The sequence below is a fragment of the Marinomonas pontica genome (genome assembly GCF_026191375.1).
GTDB lineage: Bacteria > Pseudomonadota > Gammaproteobacteria > Pseudomonadales > Marinomonadaceae > Marinomonas > Marinomonas pontica.
Genome location: NZ_JAODTL010000059.1, coordinates 1 through 18,819, shown reverse-complemented (window position 1 = coordinate 18,819; position 18,819 = coordinate 1). Strand labels below are relative to the sequence as shown.

Here is an 18,819-nt window from a genome sequence, read left to right as displayed (position 1 = left end):
AAACTCAAAACGCTCAATGTCACCATTGGGCGTTTTGGTCTGTATCGACGGTTCAAAAAAATACCACATCCATGTGGGAGAATGATTCGATTATGTCATGTGCGATTAATTGGTCGTTTGTTGATTCGGCATGCCAAAGCTGTACTGCACACCAATGGACGTTACGTTGTCCAGATGGTTGTCTTCGATGTCTTTCACCAGACGGAAGTCTGCTCTAAGATCCACGTCGCTGTTAATAGCGTATTTCACACCACCACCGGCGTTTACCAGTAAGTTATTGGAGTCTCCATCCACATCCGTTATGCCCACACCTGCCGCGAGGTAAGGTGTTAAATTCACGGTGTCGAAGGCAGGTAGGCTGTAGAGCCCGTCCACACGATATTGATCTAAATCGTTGTCTCGGCCATTGCGGCTGGCGTCTGAATGTAAGTACACCGCTTCCAATGCCAGAGGGCTGTTGGTTTGGTAACCGACACCAATGGAATAGGAGGTGTCGTTGCCCGCTTGTCGATTTCCATCTGTGTTGTAGTAGCCAATGCTGGGTGTAAAAGTAATGCCTTGTTTGGGTGTTTCTGCATAGGCCATAGTGGCAAGTGATGAAGCAATTAATGCGCCGCTGAATAAAGTGCGTTTTTTAAAAGAAGTAATCATGTTGTTTTCTCCTAATGAACAGAGTGTTGTGTTGTTCGCTAGTTAGATTACGCGGAATTTTATGATTGAAAACCCCGCCAACAATGCGCAAAAAAATAGACGTGAACCGCCTCTGCCCAATCATGACGTAAGCTTTACTTATGTGACGGTATCTCAGCAATGAAACACTCAAATGAACACCAAAGGGTGTAGAAAATACGCCATTAATTACAGTAAGTTTTCATTTGAAAAATCGTTAGCTGGAAATAAGCAAGTGAGGTGAACAGTGTGATCACCTCACTCGATTTAGAGGGCTAATCGTGCATTAACGAAAAATGCGCACCCACTCCGGCCATGACGCCAGACGCGGAGGCGAGCGTGGCATTTTGCATTGGGTTCGACACGTCGCCAGCGGCAAATACGCCGTCGACGCTGGTGTGTTTCATCGCATCGGTTTTGATGACCAATCCCATTGGGCCTTCTTCAAACTCGCAGCCTAGCTGTTCGGCAAAGGGGCTCGACATGTGTGTTTTTGGCCCCACAAAGAGCGCCGCAATGCGTACCGTACGACCATCCGCAAGGTAAACTGATGTCATCTCCGGCGCTCTCCCTAGTACTTCCAACACGGGCGTGCTTTCAATGGTAACGCCGCGTTTTAGTAGAAACGCTCGTTGCTCTTCATCTGGCTCAAATTCGCCTTGGGTAAAGTAAGTCGTTGGCCCCCAATCGGGAATCATCCCAGCTTGATGAATGGACAATGGGCTGGTGGCGATAACGCCAAGTGGCTGGTTGCGAACTTCATAGCCGTGGCAATAAGGGCAATGGATGACCGTCGCTCCCCAACGCTCTTTCAGGCCGGGGATATCTGGAATTTCGTCTCGTAGCCCAGTGGCGAGAATGAGTTTTTTGCTGCTCAGAAGTGTGCCGTCTTCCAGAGTAACATCGAACCCTTGCGCCTGTTTTTCGACGGTCGTCGCTTTGCCTTGCACTATGGTGGCGGTCGGGTAGTTAAGTAATTGGCGGTAGGCTTCTTGCTGAATGGCAAAAGGCGAGACGCCGTCTAGGCCAAAGAATCCATGGGATTCATCTGAGAAACGGTTTCTGGGCTCGCCAGCATCGATAACGGTGACGTGCCTTTGGCCTCTTGCCAACTGCATCGCAGCTGATAATCCTGCAAAACTTCCACCAATGATAATAACGTCTAATGGCATGAATAAGTCCTTCATTTGAAAGTGGGTGATTTATATGAAACATCATAAGTTACATGAAATACCAAAGTCAACTCACGATACTTTTAATGTTTCGTGAGAAACTGAGTTAGAATGCGTCAATCGTTATTCGCCATGAGATTACTGATGAGAAAAGACAGCCGTTTGTCCCGCATGTTGCACGTGTTGATTCACATGGATCAGCTGGATGCGCCCGCCACCTCCGATAAAATCGCCACTATGCTCAATACCAACCCTGTTGTGGTGCGTCGAACCATGGCGGGTTTACGAGAGAAGGGTTACGTCACCTCCGTGAAAGGCCACGGCGGCGGTTGGACATTATCGACCCCTCTGTCTGAGATCACCCTGTTGGATATTCATAATGCGTTGGGCGAAAGCTCGGTGTTTACCATTGGGTTGTCAGATGAACACACCTCGTGCCCTATTGAAATTGCGGTAAACCAAGCCATTAGCGATGTCTTGATGGAAGCCGAAGCGTTATTACTGGAACGTTTTCAAAACGTGACATTGGATGTGTTAGCGGTGGGCTTTGCGGATTATCCGCTGAATCAGCAAGTTTCTTCGCAAGACTAAAATTTGAATGCGATGTCATGATAGGTATTTCTTTAATTTAAAAGAAACAAAAATGAAACTTCAGATTTAATTATTAATTAAAATGAAATGATGGGTTAACTGGATGCGTATTGATCAAGCCAAGTCACCAACCTAGACTGATCGCATTAAATAAAGCGTATTTAGCGTCTTGCTAAATAGCGGATTATTCTAGTTTTAGAGGTGAATGATGATGTTACCCACGTATTTTATTTCCCATGGCGGTGGCCCTTGGCCGTACATAACAGACATGCGCGCCATGTTTGCAAACCTTGAAGCCTCTTTGGTCAGAATGACACAAGAATTGCCTGAGAAACCCAAAGCCATTTTGATGATTTCTGGTCACTGGGAGCGCAAAACCTTTGGTGTCCAGTCCAATCCAGCACCGGGTATGGAATATGACTATTACGGTTTTCCTGCGCATACTTATGAGATCAAATACCAAGCGCCGGGTTCACCAGAGGTTGCGGCTCGCGTCGCTGAACTCATCAAAGGTGCTGGATTTCCTGTGGATCTGGATGACAAAAAAGGCTTCGACCACGGTGCGTTTGCGCCTATGGCCGTGATGTACCCTGACGCTGACATGCCATTGGTTCAGTTGTCGTTAAAATCGAACCTAAACCCAGAAGAACACATGGCGTTAGGTCGCGCTTTAGCGCCTTTACGTGAAGAAGGCGTCTTAATTGTCGGCAGTGGATTGAGTTTTCATAACCTTGGGTTACGAGGTCCACAAGCCATCAAACCCTCTACGGAATTTGATGCGTGGTTGCAAGAAACCTTATTAGAATCTGAGCCCGCTGAGCGCAGTGCAAGCATAGTGGAATGGGACAAGGCCCCTTATGCCCGCCTTTGTCATCCACGAGAAGATCATTTGATTCCTCTCATGGTTGCCCTTGGTGCCGCTGAAAAAGGCAAAGCGACGTGCGTCTACCACGATAAAGGGCTTTTTGGCGGCTGGACAGCCTCTAGTTTCCGCTTTGATTAAGCGTTCTTAGGTTTTTTCGTTGCGTATTTTTTGGTGGCTCTAGACCGAAAACCGGATCTAGCGCCCACCTGCTTAATGCGTCCTTTCATTTCCAGCATGGCGATTTTGATCTTTTTGTTCGAAGTCGCCAGCGTCTTTAACTGCTCGATTTCTTTTAACGCCTCGGCGAATTGTTTTTTGGCCAGTAATATTTCAACTACTTTTTGCATATTTTCAACGACTTCTGTGTGATCCGAAGAGAAGTTAGATACGCTGATTTCAAACGCGTTTCTTGCGGCCTCTAGCGTCTCATCGGTTTGATCTGTCTGTTTGTCGTTGCGTGTCATAGTGGTCATGAAAGCCTTGGAGGGTAGATTATAATTGGCGTCTAAAATCGAGTCGTAATACTTGTCTCGGAAGATTAGACACATTCGCAGAAAAGGTGTGAAGGCAGCGTGGATCCATGACGATGATGTCGCCCGCTGCGCCGGTCAATGGGATGGCTTTCTGTTCGATGCCATGCAGCGTATTGCCTTCTTCTAGGAATCGTTGGATTCGTTGATCAGGAGAGCCTTCTTTAACCAGCGCTTGGAACCAAGGGTCTTCTTGAACAAGGGGATCTAACACCTGATCCATAGGCAATAGGATTACGTCGTTCGGATTCTCAAACAATCCGCTGTTCACCGATTCAAAGGCGTTTATTAATGCTTCGTTATTGGATGTCCCGAGTGTTTTTGCAAGACGCTCCGCGCGTCGATGAGACCCAGAAATGACGGTTGTTGGCCCCATGTCTACAGTGACAGTATCTAGAAACACAAAGACAAATACGCTCCATGGTTCAGCGTCACCAACCACACAAGGCTCATCGCTGTGCCAAGACTTATGAGGTACATTCCAGACCGCTTCTGAGCCAGGAAAACTCAACAAAGAATACCAAAGATCTAACGGACGCCATGCATTAGCCACAAATACCTGATCGATAACCGATTGGATCGCACGCTCGACATCGTCTAATTTCCCCGAGGCTTTGAGCTCTCGCATTATCGACCCCATGCCGTTCAACCGTTTGGCACGGGCGTCTCCGACAGGGTTGTTTGCATTGGAAAACCATGTACTGGGCTCGTCGAGTTGAATGCCAAACTTGCGGTCAACCTCCTGCCAAAAATGGGCTTGCACATCAGCCACCTTTTCAACATCGATGACATTGTTGAGCTTAAGAACACCCTTGTTTAGGAAGTCTTCCTGTTTAGGTACAGTCATCGAATTGGTGTCCTTGTCAGGGTTAGCATCGTTGTGATTTGTCTCTTAGACCCATCATACCATTAGGCGCTCTGGTAGGTATTCCTATCCTATTTTAGCGACCGATATTAGGCAGTGTTTTTTTCGATCCACTCATTAACTTTTAGTTTGATCGATGGTGGCTTCGAAAGGATTCAGTCAACGATCTTTAGGTAATGCAAATTACAGTCATGACTTTGTAAGGCTAGGAGTTGAGAAAAAAGTACTTTGCTATGCTCGCCCATTCGTAGAATGAGGAGATAAAAATGAAAGCCACTTTACTTATAATGGCAGTCAGTCTGGTATCGTTAACCGGTTGCGAGATAAACCGAGTGGGCGGGAAATTTGCTGGCATTGATATCGAAGCAAAGAGTGATGAAGGTCACAAGGATAGCGGATCTTCGGGTAAGTTTTGCCCTCCAGGACAAGCTAAAAAAGGTGGCTGTTAGCTTTACCTATAAACATAATCCCTATTGTTTAACGTAAACTGGCATGAATTGAAGTTGTTTCGTGTCAGTTTTATGGTGAGTTTTTCCGTTTTTTACATAAATTTTCTTATTTATGACAGAGTAATTTCCAAAATATTGTCTATTGTTAGACATTCCACATGCCATCTATGGAGAGAACCAGCATGAACAGAAAAGATAACAGTATCGCACGTTTAGTGAATCTGCTCGAAGATCTAGAAAAAGTATCCCTTCAAGACATAGCCCAAATCCCTTCATCACAACAGCATATATTGGCGGAAAAAATCGAAAGCTTACAGGATGAGCTAAAAGCATTGATGAAGGACGACGAACACACCACACATTGACAGTATGACGCAGACGTTTCCGCTTCTTAACAGCAAAAAAAGACCGGCCAAGGCCGGTCAAACGTTCAGAGTGCTGGGAAAATCACATAACGAATATTATTCCCAAGAGCGCAGTAGGTCGTCATAAGAGACGGTTACGCCTTGTGGTTTTTCATTCGCCAATTTCGCTTTCGGAGCGCCTGGTTGTGCCAACCAGTACGCTTCGTCACGCGGTTTGTTCAGTTTTGGTCCACATAGAGGTTGCACGTTAGCGCGTTCTAGACGTTCCATTACTTTATCCTGCGCGGCGGCTAGGCCGTTAAGCGCTTCTTGTGGAGTGGCTTCGCCGCTTGCCGCTTGCGAAATGTACTGCCACCAAAGCTGAGCTAACTTAGGATAATCCGGCACGTTGATCCCTGTTGGTGACCACTGTTTGCGCGCTGGTCCTTTGTAGAATTCAACCAAACCACCCAATTTTGGCGCTGCTGCTGCCATTTCTGGAGAGTTGATGTCTGACTCACGAATCGGCGTTAGACCGACGAGTGTTTTCTTCAAAGAAACGGTTTTTGCCGTTGTGAACTGAGCGTACAACCAGGCTGCTAGACGACGGTCGTCTGGTGTCGAGTTCATGAAAGTCCAAGCACCCACGTCTTGATACCCTTTCTTCATGCCTTCTTCCCAGTATGGCCCAACCGGGGACGGTGCCATGCGCCATTTTGGTGAACCATCTTCGTTCACAACAGGTAAGCCTTTGGTTGTCATGTCAGCCGTAAAGGCGGTGTACCAGAAAATTTGCTGAGCCACGCCGCCTTGAGCCGGTACTGGACCAGATTCAGAGAACGTCATGCCTTGTGCTTCTGGTGGCGCGTACTTACGCAACCATTCAACGTATTTTGTTGTCGCGTATACGGCCGCAGGGCCGTTGGTTGCGCCGCCACGAGAAACGCTTGAACCAACTGGTGAGCACGCATCTTTGATACGAATACCCCATTCATCCACGGGTAATCCATTTGGCGTGCCTTTGTCGCCCGCACCCGCCATAGAGAACCACGCATCCGTGAAACGCCAGCCTAGAGATGGGTCTTTTTTGCCGTAATCCATGTGACCGTATACACGCTCGCCATCGATGTTTTTCACTTTGTCAGTGAAGAATTCAGCAATGTCTTCGTAAGCGGACCAGTTCACTGGTACACCCAGCTCATAGCCATAAATGGATTTGAACTTAGCTTTTAAATCCGGGCGCGCAAACCAATCGGCACGGAACCAATATAGGTTGGCAAACTGCTGTGTTGGCAATTGGTAAAGTTTGCCGTCAGGCCCTGTAGTGAAATCCAAACCAATGAAATCAGCAAGATCTAGCGTAGGAGAGGTAAAGTTTTTACCGTCGCCAGCCATCATGTCAGAGATAGGCACGACTTTACCGTAACGGAAATGCGTACCGATCAAGTCGGAATCGTTCACGTAAGCATCGTAAATATTACGACCAGACTGCATTTGGGTTTGCAATTTTTCGACCACGTCACCTTCTTGGATCAAGTCATGATTGACCTTGATGCCAGTGATTTCTTGGAAGGCTTTTGCCAACACTTGAGACTCGTATTTGTGAGTCGTTAAGGTTTCAGACGCGACGTTGATTTCCATGCCACGGAATTTTTTCGCGGCTTCGGTAAACCAATGCATTTCATCAAGCTGTTGTTGTTTGGTCAGTGTGGAGACGGTGAATTCGCTGTCTACCCACTTTTCTGCTGCGTCGGAGTATGCATCGGCCCAGATATTGGCAGAGTGCAACATAACAGCAAAGGGTAAGGCGGCGAGTGCAATTTTTTTCTTATTGTAGTGCATGTTTTACCTCAACTAAGTTTGGTGTTTCTTTTTGGTTTTTGTAAGCGGCTTCCTTGCCAGAGATTCCATTGTTCTTATTGATAAGCGCGACTGATAAGGACGCTGACTAGCCCCAACGCATCAGGATGATCATCCAAAATGCACACAGGGCGGTTGCCACCGCGATGTTCACATCCGTTAACGCAACGAATGCAAGGTGGATAAAAGCGCTGCTAAGCAGGCCAATGAATAAGCGATCACCGCGTGTGGTGGCCAAGGGCAAAAAGCCACGACGTTCCACACAAGGTGAGAGTATTTGCCATGTGGTCATACCGACCAAAATCACAGCAATACCAATAAAAAACAGAGCAGTGGGTAATGTCCAAGACATCCAAGCCATTGTAATTCTCCTTACACTCGACCAAGGGCAAAGCCCTTCGCCACATGGTTACGAACGAAATAAATGACCAACATACCCGGAAGAATAGTCAGTACACCGGCCGCAGCGAGCAGCCCCCAATCCATCCCAGATGCCGACACGGTTCGCGTCATAATGGCCGCAATGGGCTTGGCATCGACCGACGTTAACGTTCGCGCTAACAACAGCTCTACCCAAGAGAACATAAAGCAGAAGAAAGCCGTCACACCGATACCGGAGCGAATTAAGGGGATGAAGATACGCATGAAAAATTTCGGGAACGAATAACCATCGATGTACGCGGTTTCGTCTATTTCGCGCGGTACGCCGCTCATAAATCCTTCCAAAATCCACACCGCCAATGGCACGTTGAACAAGCAGTGTGCTAAGGCCACAGCAATGTGCGTATCGAACAAACCCACTGACGAATACAGCTGGAAGAAGGGCAATAAAAACACCGCTGGTGGCGCCATACGGTTCGACAGTAACCAAAAGAACATGTGCTTATCGCCAATGAACTTATAGCGACTGAACGCGTACGCCGCCGGTAAAGCAACGATCAAACTGATGACCATGTTCATGGACACGTAAAAGATTGAGTTCACATAACCCATGTACCAGGTCGCGTCACCAAAGATTTTGGCGTAGTTCTCCAAGGTGAAATCCGCCGGAAAGAAAGACAATCCGCTGAGAATTTCGGTGTTGGTTTTGAAGGACATGTTTACCAACCAATAGATGGGTAAAAGCAACAAAACGACGTACAGAACCAAACCAAAGCGACCACGAAGGTTGGCATTGCGTGCTTTTCGTTCCGCACGGCTATACACGGGGGCTTGCTCTTTGGTAATGCCTTTATTGTGTGAGATAGGTGTTGTAGATGACTGAGTCATAATCCGCTCCTACTTGTCTTTTTGCATGTTCATGATGGTGGTGTAGAACACCCAACACACGAGCAAGATGATTAAGAAGTACACCAACGAGAACGCCGCTGCAGGGCCAAGATCAAACTGGCCGATGGCTTGCTGTACCAAGGACTGACTCAAAAAGGTCGTGGAACTACCAGGGCCGCCACCGGTGAGAACGAAGGGCTCGGTGTAGATCATGAAAGAATCCATAAAGCGCAATAACACACCAATAATCAATACGTTAGTGAGCTTAGGTAACTGGATATAGCGGAACACTGCCCAACGAGACGCTTGATCAATACGCGCCGCTTGGTAATACACTTCTGGAATGGCGCGCAGTCCGGAGTAGCACAATAAGGCAACCAATGGCGTCCAATGCCACACGTCCATCAACACTACGGTTAACCAAGCATCGGTTGGGTCTGACGCATAGTTATAATCGACACCGATGCCGCTCATAAAGGCACCAAACAACCCGATGTCTGCTCGGCCGAAAATTTGCCAAATAGTCCCAACCACGTTCCATGGAATCAGCAAAGGAATGGCCACTAATATCAGCGACAACGAAGCGCCACGGCCTTTGGTCGGCATCATCAAGGCGACGCAAATCCCCAATGGCACTTCGATGGCCAAAATGGTGAAGGAATACAGGAATTGACGCAGTAATGCTTCGTGCAAGCGGCTGTCCAGCATGACTTGTTTGAACCATTCCGTGCCAACAAAGTAGCGCGTGTAAGGGTCAAAAATATCTTGTACCGAATAGTTCACCACCGTCATTAATGGAATGATGGCAGAGAACGCCACGATCAAGAAAACCGGCAGAACAAGGAACCACGCCTTGTTGTTTTCAACTTTAGTTTGCATGGTCAGTCTCCTCAACCGTGTCGTTCACAGCGGCTTGATCGGCGATGTCGATCAAATAGTCATCCACGTAGACCTTGGTCCATTGTTCCGGAAAGCTCACATAGATTTGACCTGATGGCACTTTCTGGTCTTCGCTCAGGCGAGCCTTCATGACTTGGCCGTTGAATAAGAAAGACAGAATTTTGTAGGTACCAAGGTCTTCCACGTAGTCCACATCCACTGGGAACGCGTCGTTGTTTTTGCCGTCCCAGACATGCACAAACTCGGGGCGAATGCCCATGGTGACTTTGTCTGCGCCCATGGCGTGTAAGCGGGTTAGCATGGCATCGCTGACGGAAATCTCATGATCGCCAAACATCAAGGCCGCTTTTTGATCGCCTTGGCTTTTTAGCTCGGCGTCAAAAAAGTTCATCCCCGGGCTGCCAATAAAGTAGCCAACAAAGGTGTGCGCTGGGTTTTCGAATAGTTCTCGTGGCGTACCGAACTGGACGATCTGCCCGTTGTACATCACGGCAATTTTGTCCGCGAAAGTAGAAGCTTCGAGCTGATCGTGCGTCACATACACCATGGTTATGTTGAACTGTTCATGGATTTGTTTGAGCTTACGGCGCAGCTTCCATTTCAGTTGAGGGTCGATAACGGTGAGTGGTTCATCAAACAAAATCGCCGACACATCGTCGCGTACTAAACCGCGGCCCATGGAGACTTTTTGTTTCTGATCCGCAGATAAACCTTTGGCTTTGCGTGTCAGTTGGTCAGACAGCTCAAGAATCTCGGCGACTTCGTAAACTTTCGACTTCACCTTGTATTCCGGTACGCCAATGTTACGCAGCGGGAAAGCCAAGTTATCAAATACCGTCATGGTGTCGTACACCACTGGGAACTGGAAAACTTGCGCAATATTGCGTTCTTCGGGTTTCAGCTCATTGACGCGTTTGCCGTCGAACAAGACTTCGCCATCGGAAGGTTCCAATAAGCCCGAAATAATGTTCAGCAGTGTGGATTTGCCGCAACCAGATGGCCCTAGCAGAGCAAATGCGCCGCCTTGCTCCCACACATGCGTCATTTCACGAATGGCGTAATCTTCGGGTTTGGTTGGATTGTCGGTATAGGTATGCGCTAAGGCATTTAAGGTTATAGAAGCCATGATTATTGATCCCTCATTCGTGCTGGGGAATGCACCATCTTGCCTTGAGCGTCAAAGGCGTACAGCTTGTGCGTTGGGAAGTAGACCTTAATTTCTTGATCCACTTGATAGGCATGAACACCAGACAGATGAAGCACTAAATCAAAGTGTGGATTGTGCACGTGTAGGAAGGTTTCGGAGCCACTGATCTCTGCTAAATCCACACGAACTGGCAACTCTAAATCGTCGTCAGAGTGTGGCACCAAACCAATGTGAGACGCGCGTACACCAAACTGATAATCGCCCGGCGCAAGACGGCGCAAGTCGCTGTTTAAACGAAAATGCACGGTGTCATCGAAGGTCACTTCCTCTTCGCTGACTTTGCCCGGAACCACGTTAATGGGCGGTTCAGAGAACATTTCTGCGGTAATGATGTCTTTTGGCTGGTGGTAAACTTCGGCGGTTGGCCCCATTTGCAATAAGCGGCCTTCGTTCAAAACGGCGGTGTTACCGCCCAACGCCAAGGCTTCGTTAGGTTCGGTTGTGGCGTAAATGGCGATGCAATTACGGGCTTTGAACAAGGCGCGCAGTTCTTGGCGCAGTTCTTCACGCAGTTTGTAATCGAGGTTCACCAGAGGCTCATCAAAGAGGATGATTTGCGAGTCTTTTACCAAGGCTCTTGCCATCGCCGTGCGTTGTTGCTGACCACCAGACAGTTGTAATGGCAAACGATCAAGGAAAGGATCGATGCGTAACATTTCGGCGGTTTCACGCACACGACGGTCGACTTCTTTTTCATCCATTTTGGCCAAACGAAGAGGCGAAGCGATGTTTTCGTAAACCGTGAGGTTGGGGTAATTGATGAACTGTTGATACACCATGGAAATGTTGCGTTCGCGAACAGGCACCCCTGTTACGTCCACCCCATTCATGAGGATTTTACCTTTGGTAGGTCGATCAAGACCGGCCATAAGGCGCATCAGCGTGGTTTTGCCAGACAGCGTGCGGCCAAGCAAAACGTTGAATGAGCCGGGTTCGAGAGACAAATTCACATCGTCGATCCACGTCTCGCCTTCAACAACGCGCGATACATTCTGCAGCGTCAGAGACATTGTACGTACCTTTTTTGTTGTTATTTTTTTCGTGTACGACCGGGTTTGTTTTTAAGTGATTCGCCAACAGGCATGCACAAGATCAAAACCGAACGTACCGTGATGAGTAAATACATTACAAAAGCCATGCCAAAAATATTTTTATACGATTGGTTTTATTTAAACCATTGAAAAATATAGACTTATTTTGGTTTTCTGGTCTTTTTAAGCGATTTTCACTTTCGAACAGGGGCTGTTCACGAGTGTTCAAAGTGTTTACAGTTCGTTAAAACAATGAACATTTCGTGCACAGTATGGGGTTTTGCATGCTGTTGTGGAGTTGGAAATGCAAGACGAAGAAAAACAAAAACAACAAGCCGAGCTGAGCCGCGGCAGTCTAGACCCGCAGTCAATGACAACTCAGTCACACAAAGAGCGAATCCAAGCGTCTTGGTATCGTTGTGAACAATTTGGTCTGGAGCATGGCAGCCGTCCAGACTTTGCAACCTTGCCAAAAGGCACTTTGACGGATCTGATCGATCAGCATCGCAGCCTATTGGAAACCACTGAAAACGAAGTGCTGCCTTACTATGAAAATATTCTCAGCAATTCCGCCTGCATGATTGTTCTGGCGGATCGCCAAGGGCACGTGTTGAACACATGGGGGCAACCACGCTTTGGCAGCGCTGCGGAACACGGCTTGATCGGTGGCAATCAGTGGACTGAAATGGGCGTCGGCACCAACGCCATTGGCACCGCTTTGATCACTGGTGAAGCGATTCAAGTGGGGCGCGACGAACACTTTTTACGCGCCAACCGTTTTATGGTCGGTTCGGCCTCGCCCATCTACAACACAAAAAACGATTTGGTCGGCGTGCTCGACATTTCTTCAGACGCGTACCTTCCACAGGATCACACGTTCGGCATGGTGAAACTCATGTCGCTCAGCGTGGAAAATCGCTTGATATTTTCGGCTTTTCAGCAAGAGCATTTTATTCTCAGCTTTAATACCAACGTGGTCAGTTTGGACAGTCATTGGTCGGGTATTTTGGTATTGGATGAAAACGGCACGATTGTGTCGGCTAACCGTCGTGCCGAAGTGGTTTTGGCTCGCGATTTGGCTTTGCTGAACATCAATCAAGTGTTTGACATTCAAATGCGGGAAATCAAACATCATCCATTCAGTTTGCCCATGAAATTGATCGCCATGGGGCGCTATCAGTTTTACGTCAAAGTGATTCCGCCGGTGCAACAAATTATGCGTGTGCCTGACTTCCGTCGGCGCACAGATTATGTGGCACCAATACAGCCAGAACCCCTTGTTATGAATGAAAAAAAACCAGAGCTTGAAAAAGCAGAAAAGGTCAAAAAGACAGACGATATTGGCGCGCTTGAGATCCCCGATAATGTGATTCCTTTAGCCGAATTGCAGCATGGTGATGAGCGTGTAGAGCGTCTTGTTCGTCAAGCTCATAAGATCATGGAAAAAGACATTCCTATTTTGATTCATGGTGAAACAGGGGCGGGAAAAGAGATATTTGTTCGCAGTTTGCACTATCATAGCTCTCGTTCTAAAGAGATGTTAGTCGCAGTAAACTGCGCAGCGATTCCGGCAGAACTAGTTGAGTCTGAACTTTTTGGTTACGAAAAAGGCGCTTTTACTGGCGCACAAAATCGCGGCTCTATTGGCCTGATTCGTCGTGCCCATCGTGGTACATTATTTCTCGATGAGATCGGTGAAATGCCGATGGCTGTGCAGTCGCGTTTATTGCGTGTTTTACAAGAAAGAGTAGTCACACCGTTGGGTTCTACTGAAGCGTTTCCGGTGGATATTAAACTGATATCCGCCACCAATCGCATCCTAAAAGACGAAGTAAAAGAAGGACGTTTTCGCCAAGATTTGTACTACCGGATTTCTGGTTTGAACATAGAGTTACCCGCTTTGCGTGAACGAACTGACAAAGCGAAATTGATTCAATACCTCCATGAGCGTTTACGAAAAGAAGAGCCTGGTCCTGCTTTGTCACCGGAGATGCTGGCCTTGCTGGCGCGACATCCATGGCCTGGCAACATGCGCCAACTTGCGCATGTACTCAAAGTCGGCATGGCGATGGCGGATGAGAGCGTGCTGGAAGATTGGCATTTGCCAGACGACTTTTTTGATGATCTAGACGCTGCACCATCGTTTGATCTCACAGAATCTAACTCGCAGTCGGATCAAATCGAGGCCGTTAGAACGGCTGATTCCAAGGCTATTGAGCGAGTTTAAAGGCAATGTATCGCAAACCGCGAAAACCGCCGGTGTTAGCCGCAATACCGTTTATAAATACGCGGCGAAAGATGGCGCTGCAGAGTAATATTTAGGCTAAAGTTAAGGTATTAAATTGAGTAAGGATGTAGAAATTCATGTTAATGAAAAGTGTTTTGGCCGTTGTTATTGTGAGTTTACTGTCTGCTTGTAGTGCGGTGCCTAAACAGCCCACCGTAAGTTTGCCATTGTTGCATGGCTGGCATGATGATAAAGAAGTTCTCTACATAACAACCGATGTATCTGATCAAGCCGTTGCCAAGGCCAAAAATGCCAATTACGCGCCGCGGTTGCGTGATGCGGTGCCGATCTACCCGAAACCACCGCAAGTAAAAACCGTTTTGGAGCGTGTGTATGCGTTTCCTAAGGGCGAGCAGTCGAAAAGCGTGTTTGCGTCGGTGCCAGAGCCATTAGGTTATGAAAGCCAAGACACTCATTACTCGCCACTGTGGTTGATGTACGTTGTGGTATGGAAAGACCCAAGCAAGGCAACAGAACTGACGTCTGAAGAAGCTATCTTAACGGCAGAAGATCAGGGCCTGGTCACTGTCGAACGAACCGATATCGTGCTCAATTGCCCTGTTATTCCTTTTGCTGTGGCTGGCTAATGCCAAAAGGTCGTATCAAATATTCGACACCACTTTTAGCATATTCAGAAACGCATCCACCGATTCCACTGCAGCAGATTCGTGCATGGTGTGGTAACCAATGGTTGGGATTTGAATCGTTGTGCCATCTACCAAACCATTCGATGCGGCGATAATGCGGCCAAGCTCTGTACTGCCAAGAGAGCTTGGTGGTAAGCCTTGCTCAGCACGTTTGGCGTTTTCGTTTTCCACATAACGGTTTTTATACAGGTAACTGATGTTATTTTTTTCACACAGCTTTTCCAAAAGCTTGGTGCTGTCTTTGTTGAAGGTCGCGTTGGCGTCTTTTTCCCTAAGAACAAGAAGTTGCTCGTTGGCTGAATTCACATTTGGAAAGGGGCTGGTATCAACAACGAATAGACGGTTGGTTGAACCACCAAAACGACGGAACCATTCTAGTAAGTAGCGCCAGCTTTTCCCCGCTTCTTCTTGGGCGGTAAAAAAGGCGGTGCCTTTAAAACCATGATCAAAAAGATGTACCAAGGCGGCGGCTGAAATGACGTTATCAAGCTGACCTTCTAGGCGATTGTTGACAATGTGCAGTTGATCTTTGAACGCAATTGGCGTTCCAGCAACAACGCCTTCTAATCCTTCGGTTTCAAAAATTAAGTTATTGCGGAATTCGCAAACGTAAGAGCTTTTGATGGTGCCTTTGCCACGGTAAACGCCTGACCAAGGCTCATAAGCGTAGATTTCTTCATGGTTGAAGCGCTCGGTGACCTTTGTCATCAACTCTTCTGAAACCGAGTTATTCAATAAATCCGTGCGGTTTGCCGACACAAACGCTGCGTATTGGAATTCATTTGGGCCCGTACACACTAAACCGTGACGATCTATGTGCGCCGAAAACATGGTGCTAAACGGGTCGCTGCCTTGGGCAACCAACAAACCTTCGTACCAAGTGACTTTTGCCCCTCGCTCTTCCAGTTCGCGCTGTAACACACGGAAAAACGAATGCTCGGCGCCCACCACACTTGGGGCGCGAATAAGAAGTTTCAGTACATCAATAAAGTCATCACTAGGCATGCAAACACGTTCCAAATAGGGGGGACTAAAACATGTTTATAAACGGTAATGTGTGATTTACATAACGTTTTTTTCAATTATTTTGAGGTTGTTTCAGAATGGGGTTGGTTGTCATAAATATGACGGAACAGTAGCTTAAAATTAGCGTAGAAAAGACCGCACTGTGAGTAACCCAAACACGCGATATATTTGTGCTTATGGTCGACTTAGTTATAGCCATCGTTGAAATATATTCGTGTTTTACGATGACATCCGCTACCCTTTAAAAAAGTTCTGATGAGATATCTAAGGAAGAAGCAAATGCTGTTTGGTAACAACAAATTATTGACCCGAATTACAGAGTTAGAAGAAGAGCTTGCTTCATTTCAAGAAACACAAGCCGATCTTAGACAAGAAATGTTGTATTTTTCGACCTCACCCGAAGGGAAAATCGTAGAGGTTAATGAATTATTCTTGGCATCCTGTCGCTATGCTAAAACTGAAATAATAGGCAAACATCTTCAAGATCTGATTCATAAAAAGTCGTTAGAGAAAGAACACTGTAAAAGCATGTTGTTGGCGATTAGCGAAAAGAAGCATTGGCATGGTGCTTTACAGATTGAAGATAAGAATGGAAAAGAGGTTTGGTACCGCGCGACAATTCAACCTAAAAAAATGTCAAAAGGTTCCATCGTACTAGAAATCTATGCGGCTGAATTGACCAAAACCATTACACAATCTAAAGAAATAGAAGACATGTTAGCGGCACTACACCGTTCCTCTGCGGTGATCGAGTTTACTTTAGATGGCATTATTTTAAATGCGAATGACAACTTTCTAAAAGGCATGGGCTATTCGAAAAGCCAGATCGTTGGACAGCACCATAGAATGTTCTGTGACCCTAAAGAAGCGGAGTCACAGTCCTATAAGGATTTTTGGCAACAGCTAAAATCTGGGAAGTTCGTGTCCCAACGATTTAAACGTTTTGATAGTCGTGGCAATGTGGTGTGGCTAGAAGCGTCATACAATCCGGTGCATGATGACAGTGGCAAACTGTACAAGGTCATTAAATTGGCGACTGTGATTACTGAGCAAATGAACCGTGAGTTTGCAATTTCAGAAACCTCTGAAATTGCCTTCGAAATTTCAGAAGAAGACCGATGCTAGTGCGGTCTCTGGGAAACAGGTTATTGAGTCGACCATTAAAACAATGAATGAGTTGTCTCATCAAATGGGCACTGCTGGTCAGGGTATTTTTGAGTTAAATACGCAGTCCATGAAGGTGTCTGAACTGGTGGAAAGCATCCGCGGTATAGCGGATCAAACCAACTTGCTTGCGCTTAACGCAGCAATTGAAGCCGCACGAGCGGGTGAACAAGGTCGCGGCTTTGCTGTTGTTGCGGATGAAGTCAGACAGCTCGCGTCCAGAACCAGTTCCGCTACGGAAGAAATTATTAAAGTGGTAAGTGACAATAAAAAACTCACCGAACAGGCCGTATCCATGATCGAAGAAAGCATGGAAAAAGCGAAAACAGCACTAAAGCTGTCTAACGACGCTGGTGATGTCATGAACGATATCCAAGTCGGCGCAAAGCAAGTTGTTGATGCGGTAAGCCAATTTAACAACAAGCTCTAATCTGAATGTGTTGTTTCAATCATCCCCTAGGCGTTTTCGTCTAGGGGATTTTTTTGCCCTGCGATTAACTAAATTAAAACAACGCCATCTGATCGCCTTCTTTTGGCGGAACCGCAAAATGACGACAATCCAGATAGCTTAATCTGTTGTCATCTAATCCATATTTGCGTCGTGCTACGTGAAAAATCGTTATCTAGCGTCGTCACATTGATCGCAACATGGATTAGCTTTTTTGCTGCCATTTGTGTGAGTAAATCTAGATCTTTGACTATCAAGGTGCTTTTGGTTATTAGCGAGATGGGCTGATGATGCGCCAGTTCTTCTTCAAACAAAAATGCCCCAATAAAACTATTTTGTTCTGTTGGGGCTTATTAGTCTTTGTACGCCAAGCAATCTTCCAAGAAGTCGCTATGCCTGTACTTACTTTTTATAAGCAGAAAGATACTTATCTAGGGTTTCTTGGCTAGCTGCTTTCACTGTCATGCCTTCTGGGCCTGCACCTATGTTAGTAAACTGCTTTGCTGGCTCGCCGTGTTTTTTGAAGAAGGCCAATTCTTCAGAGCCGTCCTCAAACACCCAAAGGCGACCGTCTTCAATTTGTGTTTTAAATCCGTCGATATCGTATTTGGCGGCCATAGACGTTTCTGTCGCTGTAGAAGCACAGGCAGCTAAAGAGGCGCCTAAAAGCATGGCAATAAGAAGTTTGCTTTTATTCATAAGTAGTACCCTCACAAGTGGATTGTTTAAAATTAAATAAGTCCATAATGAAAGATGTACATGACAGAAAGATGACAAAAACACTATCTTATCTTTTTTTCATATATATTTATTTTCATATATTTTAAAAAACATATATGTTAGCATTGCCAATATCATAAAGCTTAAATTGTCTTATGGTCCCATAGCATAAAGGAGCATCCTTTGAACCCTATAACATTTTACAAGTGCCTCGCTGACGAAACACGTTTGCGATGCATCCTACTGATTCACCAAGAAAAAGAGTTATGTGTCTGTGAACTTATGCAGGCTCTCAATGAAAGTCAGCCCAAAATTTCTCGCCACTTGGCTCAGTTACGAAATTGCGAACTACTTACAGACAGACGACAAGGTCAATGGGTTTTTTATAGCATCAATCAAGCGCTCTTTCAGTGGATACACACTGTTTTGTCTGAGACACTCCAAAACAATCCAGACTTCTTGGCGGATAACATTATCGCACTTGAGGAAATGGGGAATCGTCCACAACGAGCCCAATCATGCTGTGCCTAATCATGGGAAATACATTATGAAAGTACTCTTTCTTTGTACGCATAATGCCTGTCGCAGCATTCTAGCCCAAAGCATCACAGCTTCTATCGGCAATGACGGTTTGGAAGCATTTAGTGCAGGCAGTCATCCGAGCGGACAGGTTCATCCTGATACACTTAAACAATTAACAAACCGTGGTTATTCCATTAATGGCCTAAATAGTAAAAGCTGGGATGAACTGTATGACTTAAATCCAGACATCGTT

Annotated in this window: 21 protein-coding genes and 1 pseudogene; 10 read left to right on the top strand and 12 right to left on the bottom strand. The window is 46.5% G+C overall.

What is annotated here, in order from left to right; genetic code table 11:
* Positions 1-105: 105 nt before the first annotated feature.
* Positions 106-651 carry a porin family protein gene (locus N5P32_RS17315; protein WP_265730260.1) on the bottom strand — a complete coding sequence of 182 codons (546 nt, stop codon included), beginning with the start codon at positions 649-651 and terminating at the stop codon, positions 106-108.
* A 293-nt stretch (positions 652-944) separates the two neighbouring features.
* A complete protein-coding gene (locus N5P32_RS17310; protein WP_265730259.1) occupies positions 945-1,841 on the bottom strand; it encodes an NAD(P)/FAD-dependent oxidoreductase in 897 nt (298 codons plus the stop codon).
* 111 nt (positions 1,842-1,952) lie between these two features.
* Between N5P32_RS17310 and N5P32_RS17305 the strand changes: the two genes are divergently transcribed.
* Both N5P32_RS17305 and N5P32_RS17300 read left to right on the top strand, forming a co-directional pair.
* Positions 1,953-2,432, top strand: a complete 480-nt coding sequence (locus N5P32_RS17305) for an Rrf2 family transcriptional regulator (protein ID WP_265730258.1) — start codon at positions 1,953-1,955, stop codon at positions 2,430-2,432.
* Between the two features lie 205 nt (positions 2,433-2,637).
* A complete protein-coding gene (locus tag N5P32_RS17300; RefSeq protein WP_265730257.1) occupies positions 2,638-3,435 on the top strand; it encodes a DODA-type extradiol aromatic ring-opening family dioxygenase in 798 nt (265 codons plus the stop codon).
* Here the strand turns inward: N5P32_RS17300 and N5P32_RS17295 are convergent.
* Entirely contained in the window at positions 3,432-3,770 is a 339-nt protein-coding gene (locus N5P32_RS17295) for a hypothetical protein (protein ID WP_265730256.1), read from the bottom strand. The two genes, N5P32_RS17300 and N5P32_RS17295, sit on opposite strands and share 4 nt — an antisense overlap.
* Before the next feature lie 19 nt (positions 3,771-3,789).
* The gene (locus tag N5P32_RS17290; protein WP_265730255.1) at positions 3,790-4,674 is read right to left on the bottom strand and encodes a phytanoyl-CoA dioxygenase family protein; all 885 of its coding nucleotides are present in this window, start codon (positions 4,672-4,674) and stop codon (positions 3,790-3,792) included.
* Positions 4,675-4,958: 284 nt separating this feature from the next.
* Here N5P32_RS17290 and N5P32_RS17285 point away from each other — a divergent pair, with 284 nt between their 5' ends.
* Positions 4,959-5,141 (top strand): hypothetical protein, encoded by a 183-nt coding sequence (locus tag N5P32_RS17285; protein ID WP_265730254.1) that lies wholly within the window; start codon positions 4,959-4,961, stop codon positions 5,139-5,141.
* 182 nt (positions 5,142-5,323) lie between these two features.
* The gene (locus N5P32_RS17280) at positions 5,324-5,506 is read left to right on the top strand and encodes a hypothetical protein (RefSeq protein WP_265730253.1); all 183 of its coding nucleotides are present in this window, start codon (positions 5,324-5,326) and stop codon (positions 5,504-5,506) included.
* 96 nt (positions 5,507-5,602) lie between these two features.
* Here the strand turns inward: N5P32_RS17280 and N5P32_RS17275 are convergent, their stop codons facing one another.
* From N5P32_RS17275 to N5P32_RS17250, 6 genes are all read right to left on the bottom strand, one after another.
* Positions 5,603-7,327: an ABC transporter substrate-binding protein gene (locus N5P32_RS17275; RefSeq protein ID WP_265730252.1), complete on the bottom strand. Its 1,725-nt coding sequence runs from the start codon at positions 7,325-7,327 to the stop codon at positions 5,603-5,605.
* 106 nt (positions 7,328-7,433) lie between these two features.
* A complete protein-coding gene (locus N5P32_RS17270) occupies positions 7,434-7,706 on the bottom strand; it encodes a DUF2160 domain-containing protein (RefSeq protein WP_265730251.1) in 273 nt (90 codons plus the stop codon).
* An 11-nt stretch (positions 7,707-7,717) separates the two neighbouring features.
* Positions 7,718-8,614 (bottom strand): carbohydrate ABC transporter permease, encoded by an 897-nt coding sequence (locus N5P32_RS17265; protein WP_265730250.1) that lies wholly within the window; start codon positions 8,612-8,614, stop codon positions 7,718-7,720.
* 9 nt (positions 8,615-8,623) lie between these two features.
* A complete protein-coding gene (locus N5P32_RS17260) occupies positions 8,624-9,493 on the bottom strand; it encodes a carbohydrate ABC transporter permease (protein ID WP_265730249.1) in 870 nt (289 codons plus the stop codon).
* Positions 9,483-10,640, bottom strand: a complete 1,158-nt coding sequence (locus N5P32_RS17255; protein ID WP_265730248.1) for an ABC transporter ATP-binding protein — start codon at positions 10,638-10,640, stop codon at positions 9,483-9,485. The genes N5P32_RS17260 and N5P32_RS17255 overlap by 11 nt, the downstream gene beginning before the upstream one ends.
* Before the next feature lie 2 nt (positions 10,641-10,642).
* Complete coding sequence (locus N5P32_RS17250; protein ID WP_265730247.1) at positions 10,643-11,731, bottom strand: ABC transporter ATP-binding protein; 1,089 nt, start codon at positions 11,729-11,731, stop codon at positions 10,643-10,645.
* Between the two features lie 325 nt (positions 11,732-12,056).
* Here N5P32_RS17250 and N5P32_RS17245 point away from each other — a divergent pair.
* Both N5P32_RS17245 and N5P32_RS17235 read left to right on the top strand, forming a co-directional pair.
* Positions 12,057-14,067: pseudogene (locus N5P32_RS17245) on the top strand (sigma-54-dependent Fis family transcriptional regulator).
* A 49-nt stretch (positions 14,068-14,116) separates the two neighbouring features.
* Positions 14,117-14,626 (top strand): DUF7482 domain-containing protein, encoded by a 510-nt coding sequence (locus N5P32_RS17235; protein WP_265730244.1) that lies wholly within the window; start codon positions 14,117-14,119, stop codon positions 14,624-14,626.
* A 15-nt stretch (positions 14,627-14,641) separates the two neighbouring features.
* Here the strand turns inward: N5P32_RS17235 and N5P32_RS17230 are convergent, their stop codons facing one another.
* The gene (locus tag N5P32_RS17230; RefSeq protein WP_265730243.1) at positions 14,642-15,691 is read right to left on the bottom strand and encodes a zinc-binding metallopeptidase family protein; all 1,050 of its coding nucleotides are present in this window, start codon (positions 15,689-15,691) and stop codon (positions 14,642-14,644) included.
* 300 nt (positions 15,692-15,991) lie between these two features.
* On the opposite strand from N5P32_RS17230, the gene N5P32_RS17225 reads away from it, so the two are divergent.
* Both N5P32_RS17225 and N5P32_RS17220 read left to right on the top strand, forming a co-directional pair.
* A complete protein-coding gene (locus tag N5P32_RS17225; RefSeq protein WP_265730242.1) occupies positions 15,992-16,837 on the top strand; it encodes a PAS domain-containing protein in 846 nt (281 codons plus the stop codon).
* The gene (locus N5P32_RS17220) at positions 16,773-17,306 is read left to right on the top strand and encodes a methyl-accepting chemotaxis protein (protein ID WP_409371115.1); all 534 of its coding nucleotides are present in this window, start codon (positions 16,773-16,775) and stop codon (positions 17,304-17,306) included. Before N5P32_RS17225 ends, N5P32_RS17220 begins: the two co-directional genes overlap by 65 nt.
* 420 nt (positions 17,307-17,726) lie before the next feature.
* Here N5P32_RS17220 and N5P32_RS17215 read toward each other — a convergent pair whose 3' ends face one another.
* The gene (locus N5P32_RS17215; protein WP_265730240.1) at positions 17,727-18,023 is read right to left on the bottom strand and encodes a hypothetical protein; all 297 of its coding nucleotides are present in this window, start codon (positions 18,021-18,023) and stop codon (positions 17,727-17,729) included.
* A 204-nt stretch (positions 18,024-18,227) separates the two neighbouring features.
* Here N5P32_RS17215 and N5P32_RS17210 point away from each other — a divergent pair, with 204 nt between their 5' ends.
* Both N5P32_RS17210 and N5P32_RS17205 read left to right on the top strand, forming a co-directional pair.
* Positions 18,228-18,575, top strand: coding sequence for an ArsR/SmtB family transcription factor (locus N5P32_RS17210; RefSeq protein WP_265730239.1), 348 nt, complete (start codon positions 18,228-18,230; stop codon positions 18,573-18,575).
* 16 nt (positions 18,576-18,591) lie between these two features.
* Positions 18,592-18,819 (top strand): arsenate reductase/protein-tyrosine-phosphatase family protein (locus N5P32_RS17205; RefSeq protein WP_457920491.1); only part of this gene is annotated, 228 nt, incomplete at its 3' end.

What these genes read in the sequence shown, in the direction of transcription:
- N5P32_RS17315 (WP_265730260.1), bottom strand. Translation starts at nt 651, where the DNA reads ATGATTACTTCTTTTAAAAAACGCACTTTATTCAGCGGCGCATTAATT.
- N5P32_RS17310 (WP_265730259.1), bottom strand. Translation starts at nt 1,841, where the DNA reads ATGCCATTAGACGTTATTATCATTGGTGGAAGTTTTGCAGGATTATCA.
- N5P32_RS17305 (WP_265730258.1), top strand. Translation starts at nt 1,953, where the DNA reads ATGCGTCAATCGTTATTCGCCATGAGATTACTGATGAGAAAAGACAGC.
- N5P32_RS17300 (WP_265730257.1), top strand. Translation starts at nt 2,638, where the DNA reads ATGATGATGTTACCCACGTATTTTATTTCCCATGGCGGTGGCCCTTGG.
- N5P32_RS17295 (WP_265730256.1), bottom strand. Translation starts at nt 3,770, where the DNA reads ATGACCACTATGACACGCAACGACAAACAGACAGATCAAACCGATGAG.
- N5P32_RS17290 (WP_265730255.1), bottom strand. Translation starts at nt 4,674, where the DNA reads ATGACTGTACCTAAACAGGAAGACTTCCTAAACAAGGGTGTTCTTAAG.
- N5P32_RS17285 (WP_265730254.1), top strand. Translation starts at nt 4,959, where the DNA reads ATGAAAGCCACTTTACTTATAATGGCAGTCAGTCTGGTATCGTTAACC.
- N5P32_RS17280 (WP_265730253.1), top strand. Translation starts at nt 5,324, where the DNA reads ATGAACAGAAAAGATAACAGTATCGCACGTTTAGTGAATCTGCTCGAA.
- N5P32_RS17275 (WP_265730252.1), bottom strand. Translation starts at nt 7,327, where the DNA reads ATGCACTACAATAAGAAAAAAATTGCACTCGCCGCCTTACCCTTTGCT.
- N5P32_RS17270 (WP_265730251.1), bottom strand. Translation starts at nt 7,706, where the DNA reads ATGGCTTGGATGTCTTGGACATTACCCACTGCTCTGTTTTTTATTGGT.
- N5P32_RS17265 (WP_265730250.1), bottom strand. Translation starts at nt 8,614, where the DNA reads ATGACTCAGTCATCTACAACACCTATCTCACACAATAAAGGCATTACC.
- N5P32_RS17260 (WP_265730249.1), bottom strand. Translation starts at nt 9,493, where the DNA reads ATGCAAACTAAAGTTGAAAACAACAAGGCGTGGTTCCTTGTTCTGCCG.
- N5P32_RS17255 (WP_265730248.1), bottom strand. Translation starts at nt 10,640, where the DNA reads ATGGCTTCTATAACCTTAAATGCCTTAGCGCATACCTATACCGACAAT.
- N5P32_RS17250 (WP_265730247.1), bottom strand. Translation starts at nt 11,731, where the DNA reads ATGTCTCTGACGCTGCAGAATGTATCGCGCGTTGTTGAAGGCGAGACG.
- N5P32_RS17235 (WP_265730244.1), top strand. Translation starts at nt 14,117, where the DNA reads ATGTTAATGAAAAGTGTTTTGGCCGTTGTTATTGTGAGTTTACTGTCT.
- N5P32_RS17230 (WP_265730243.1), bottom strand. Translation starts at nt 15,691, where the DNA reads ATGCCTAGTGATGACTTTATTGATGTACTGAAACTTCTTATTCGCGCC.
- N5P32_RS17225 (WP_265730242.1), top strand. Translation starts at nt 15,992, where the DNA reads ATGCTGTTTGGTAACAACAAATTATTGACCCGAATTACAGAGTTAGAA.
- N5P32_RS17215 (WP_265730240.1), bottom strand. Translation starts at nt 18,023, where the DNA reads ATGAATAAAAGCAAACTTCTTATTGCCATGCTTTTAGGCGCCTCTTTA.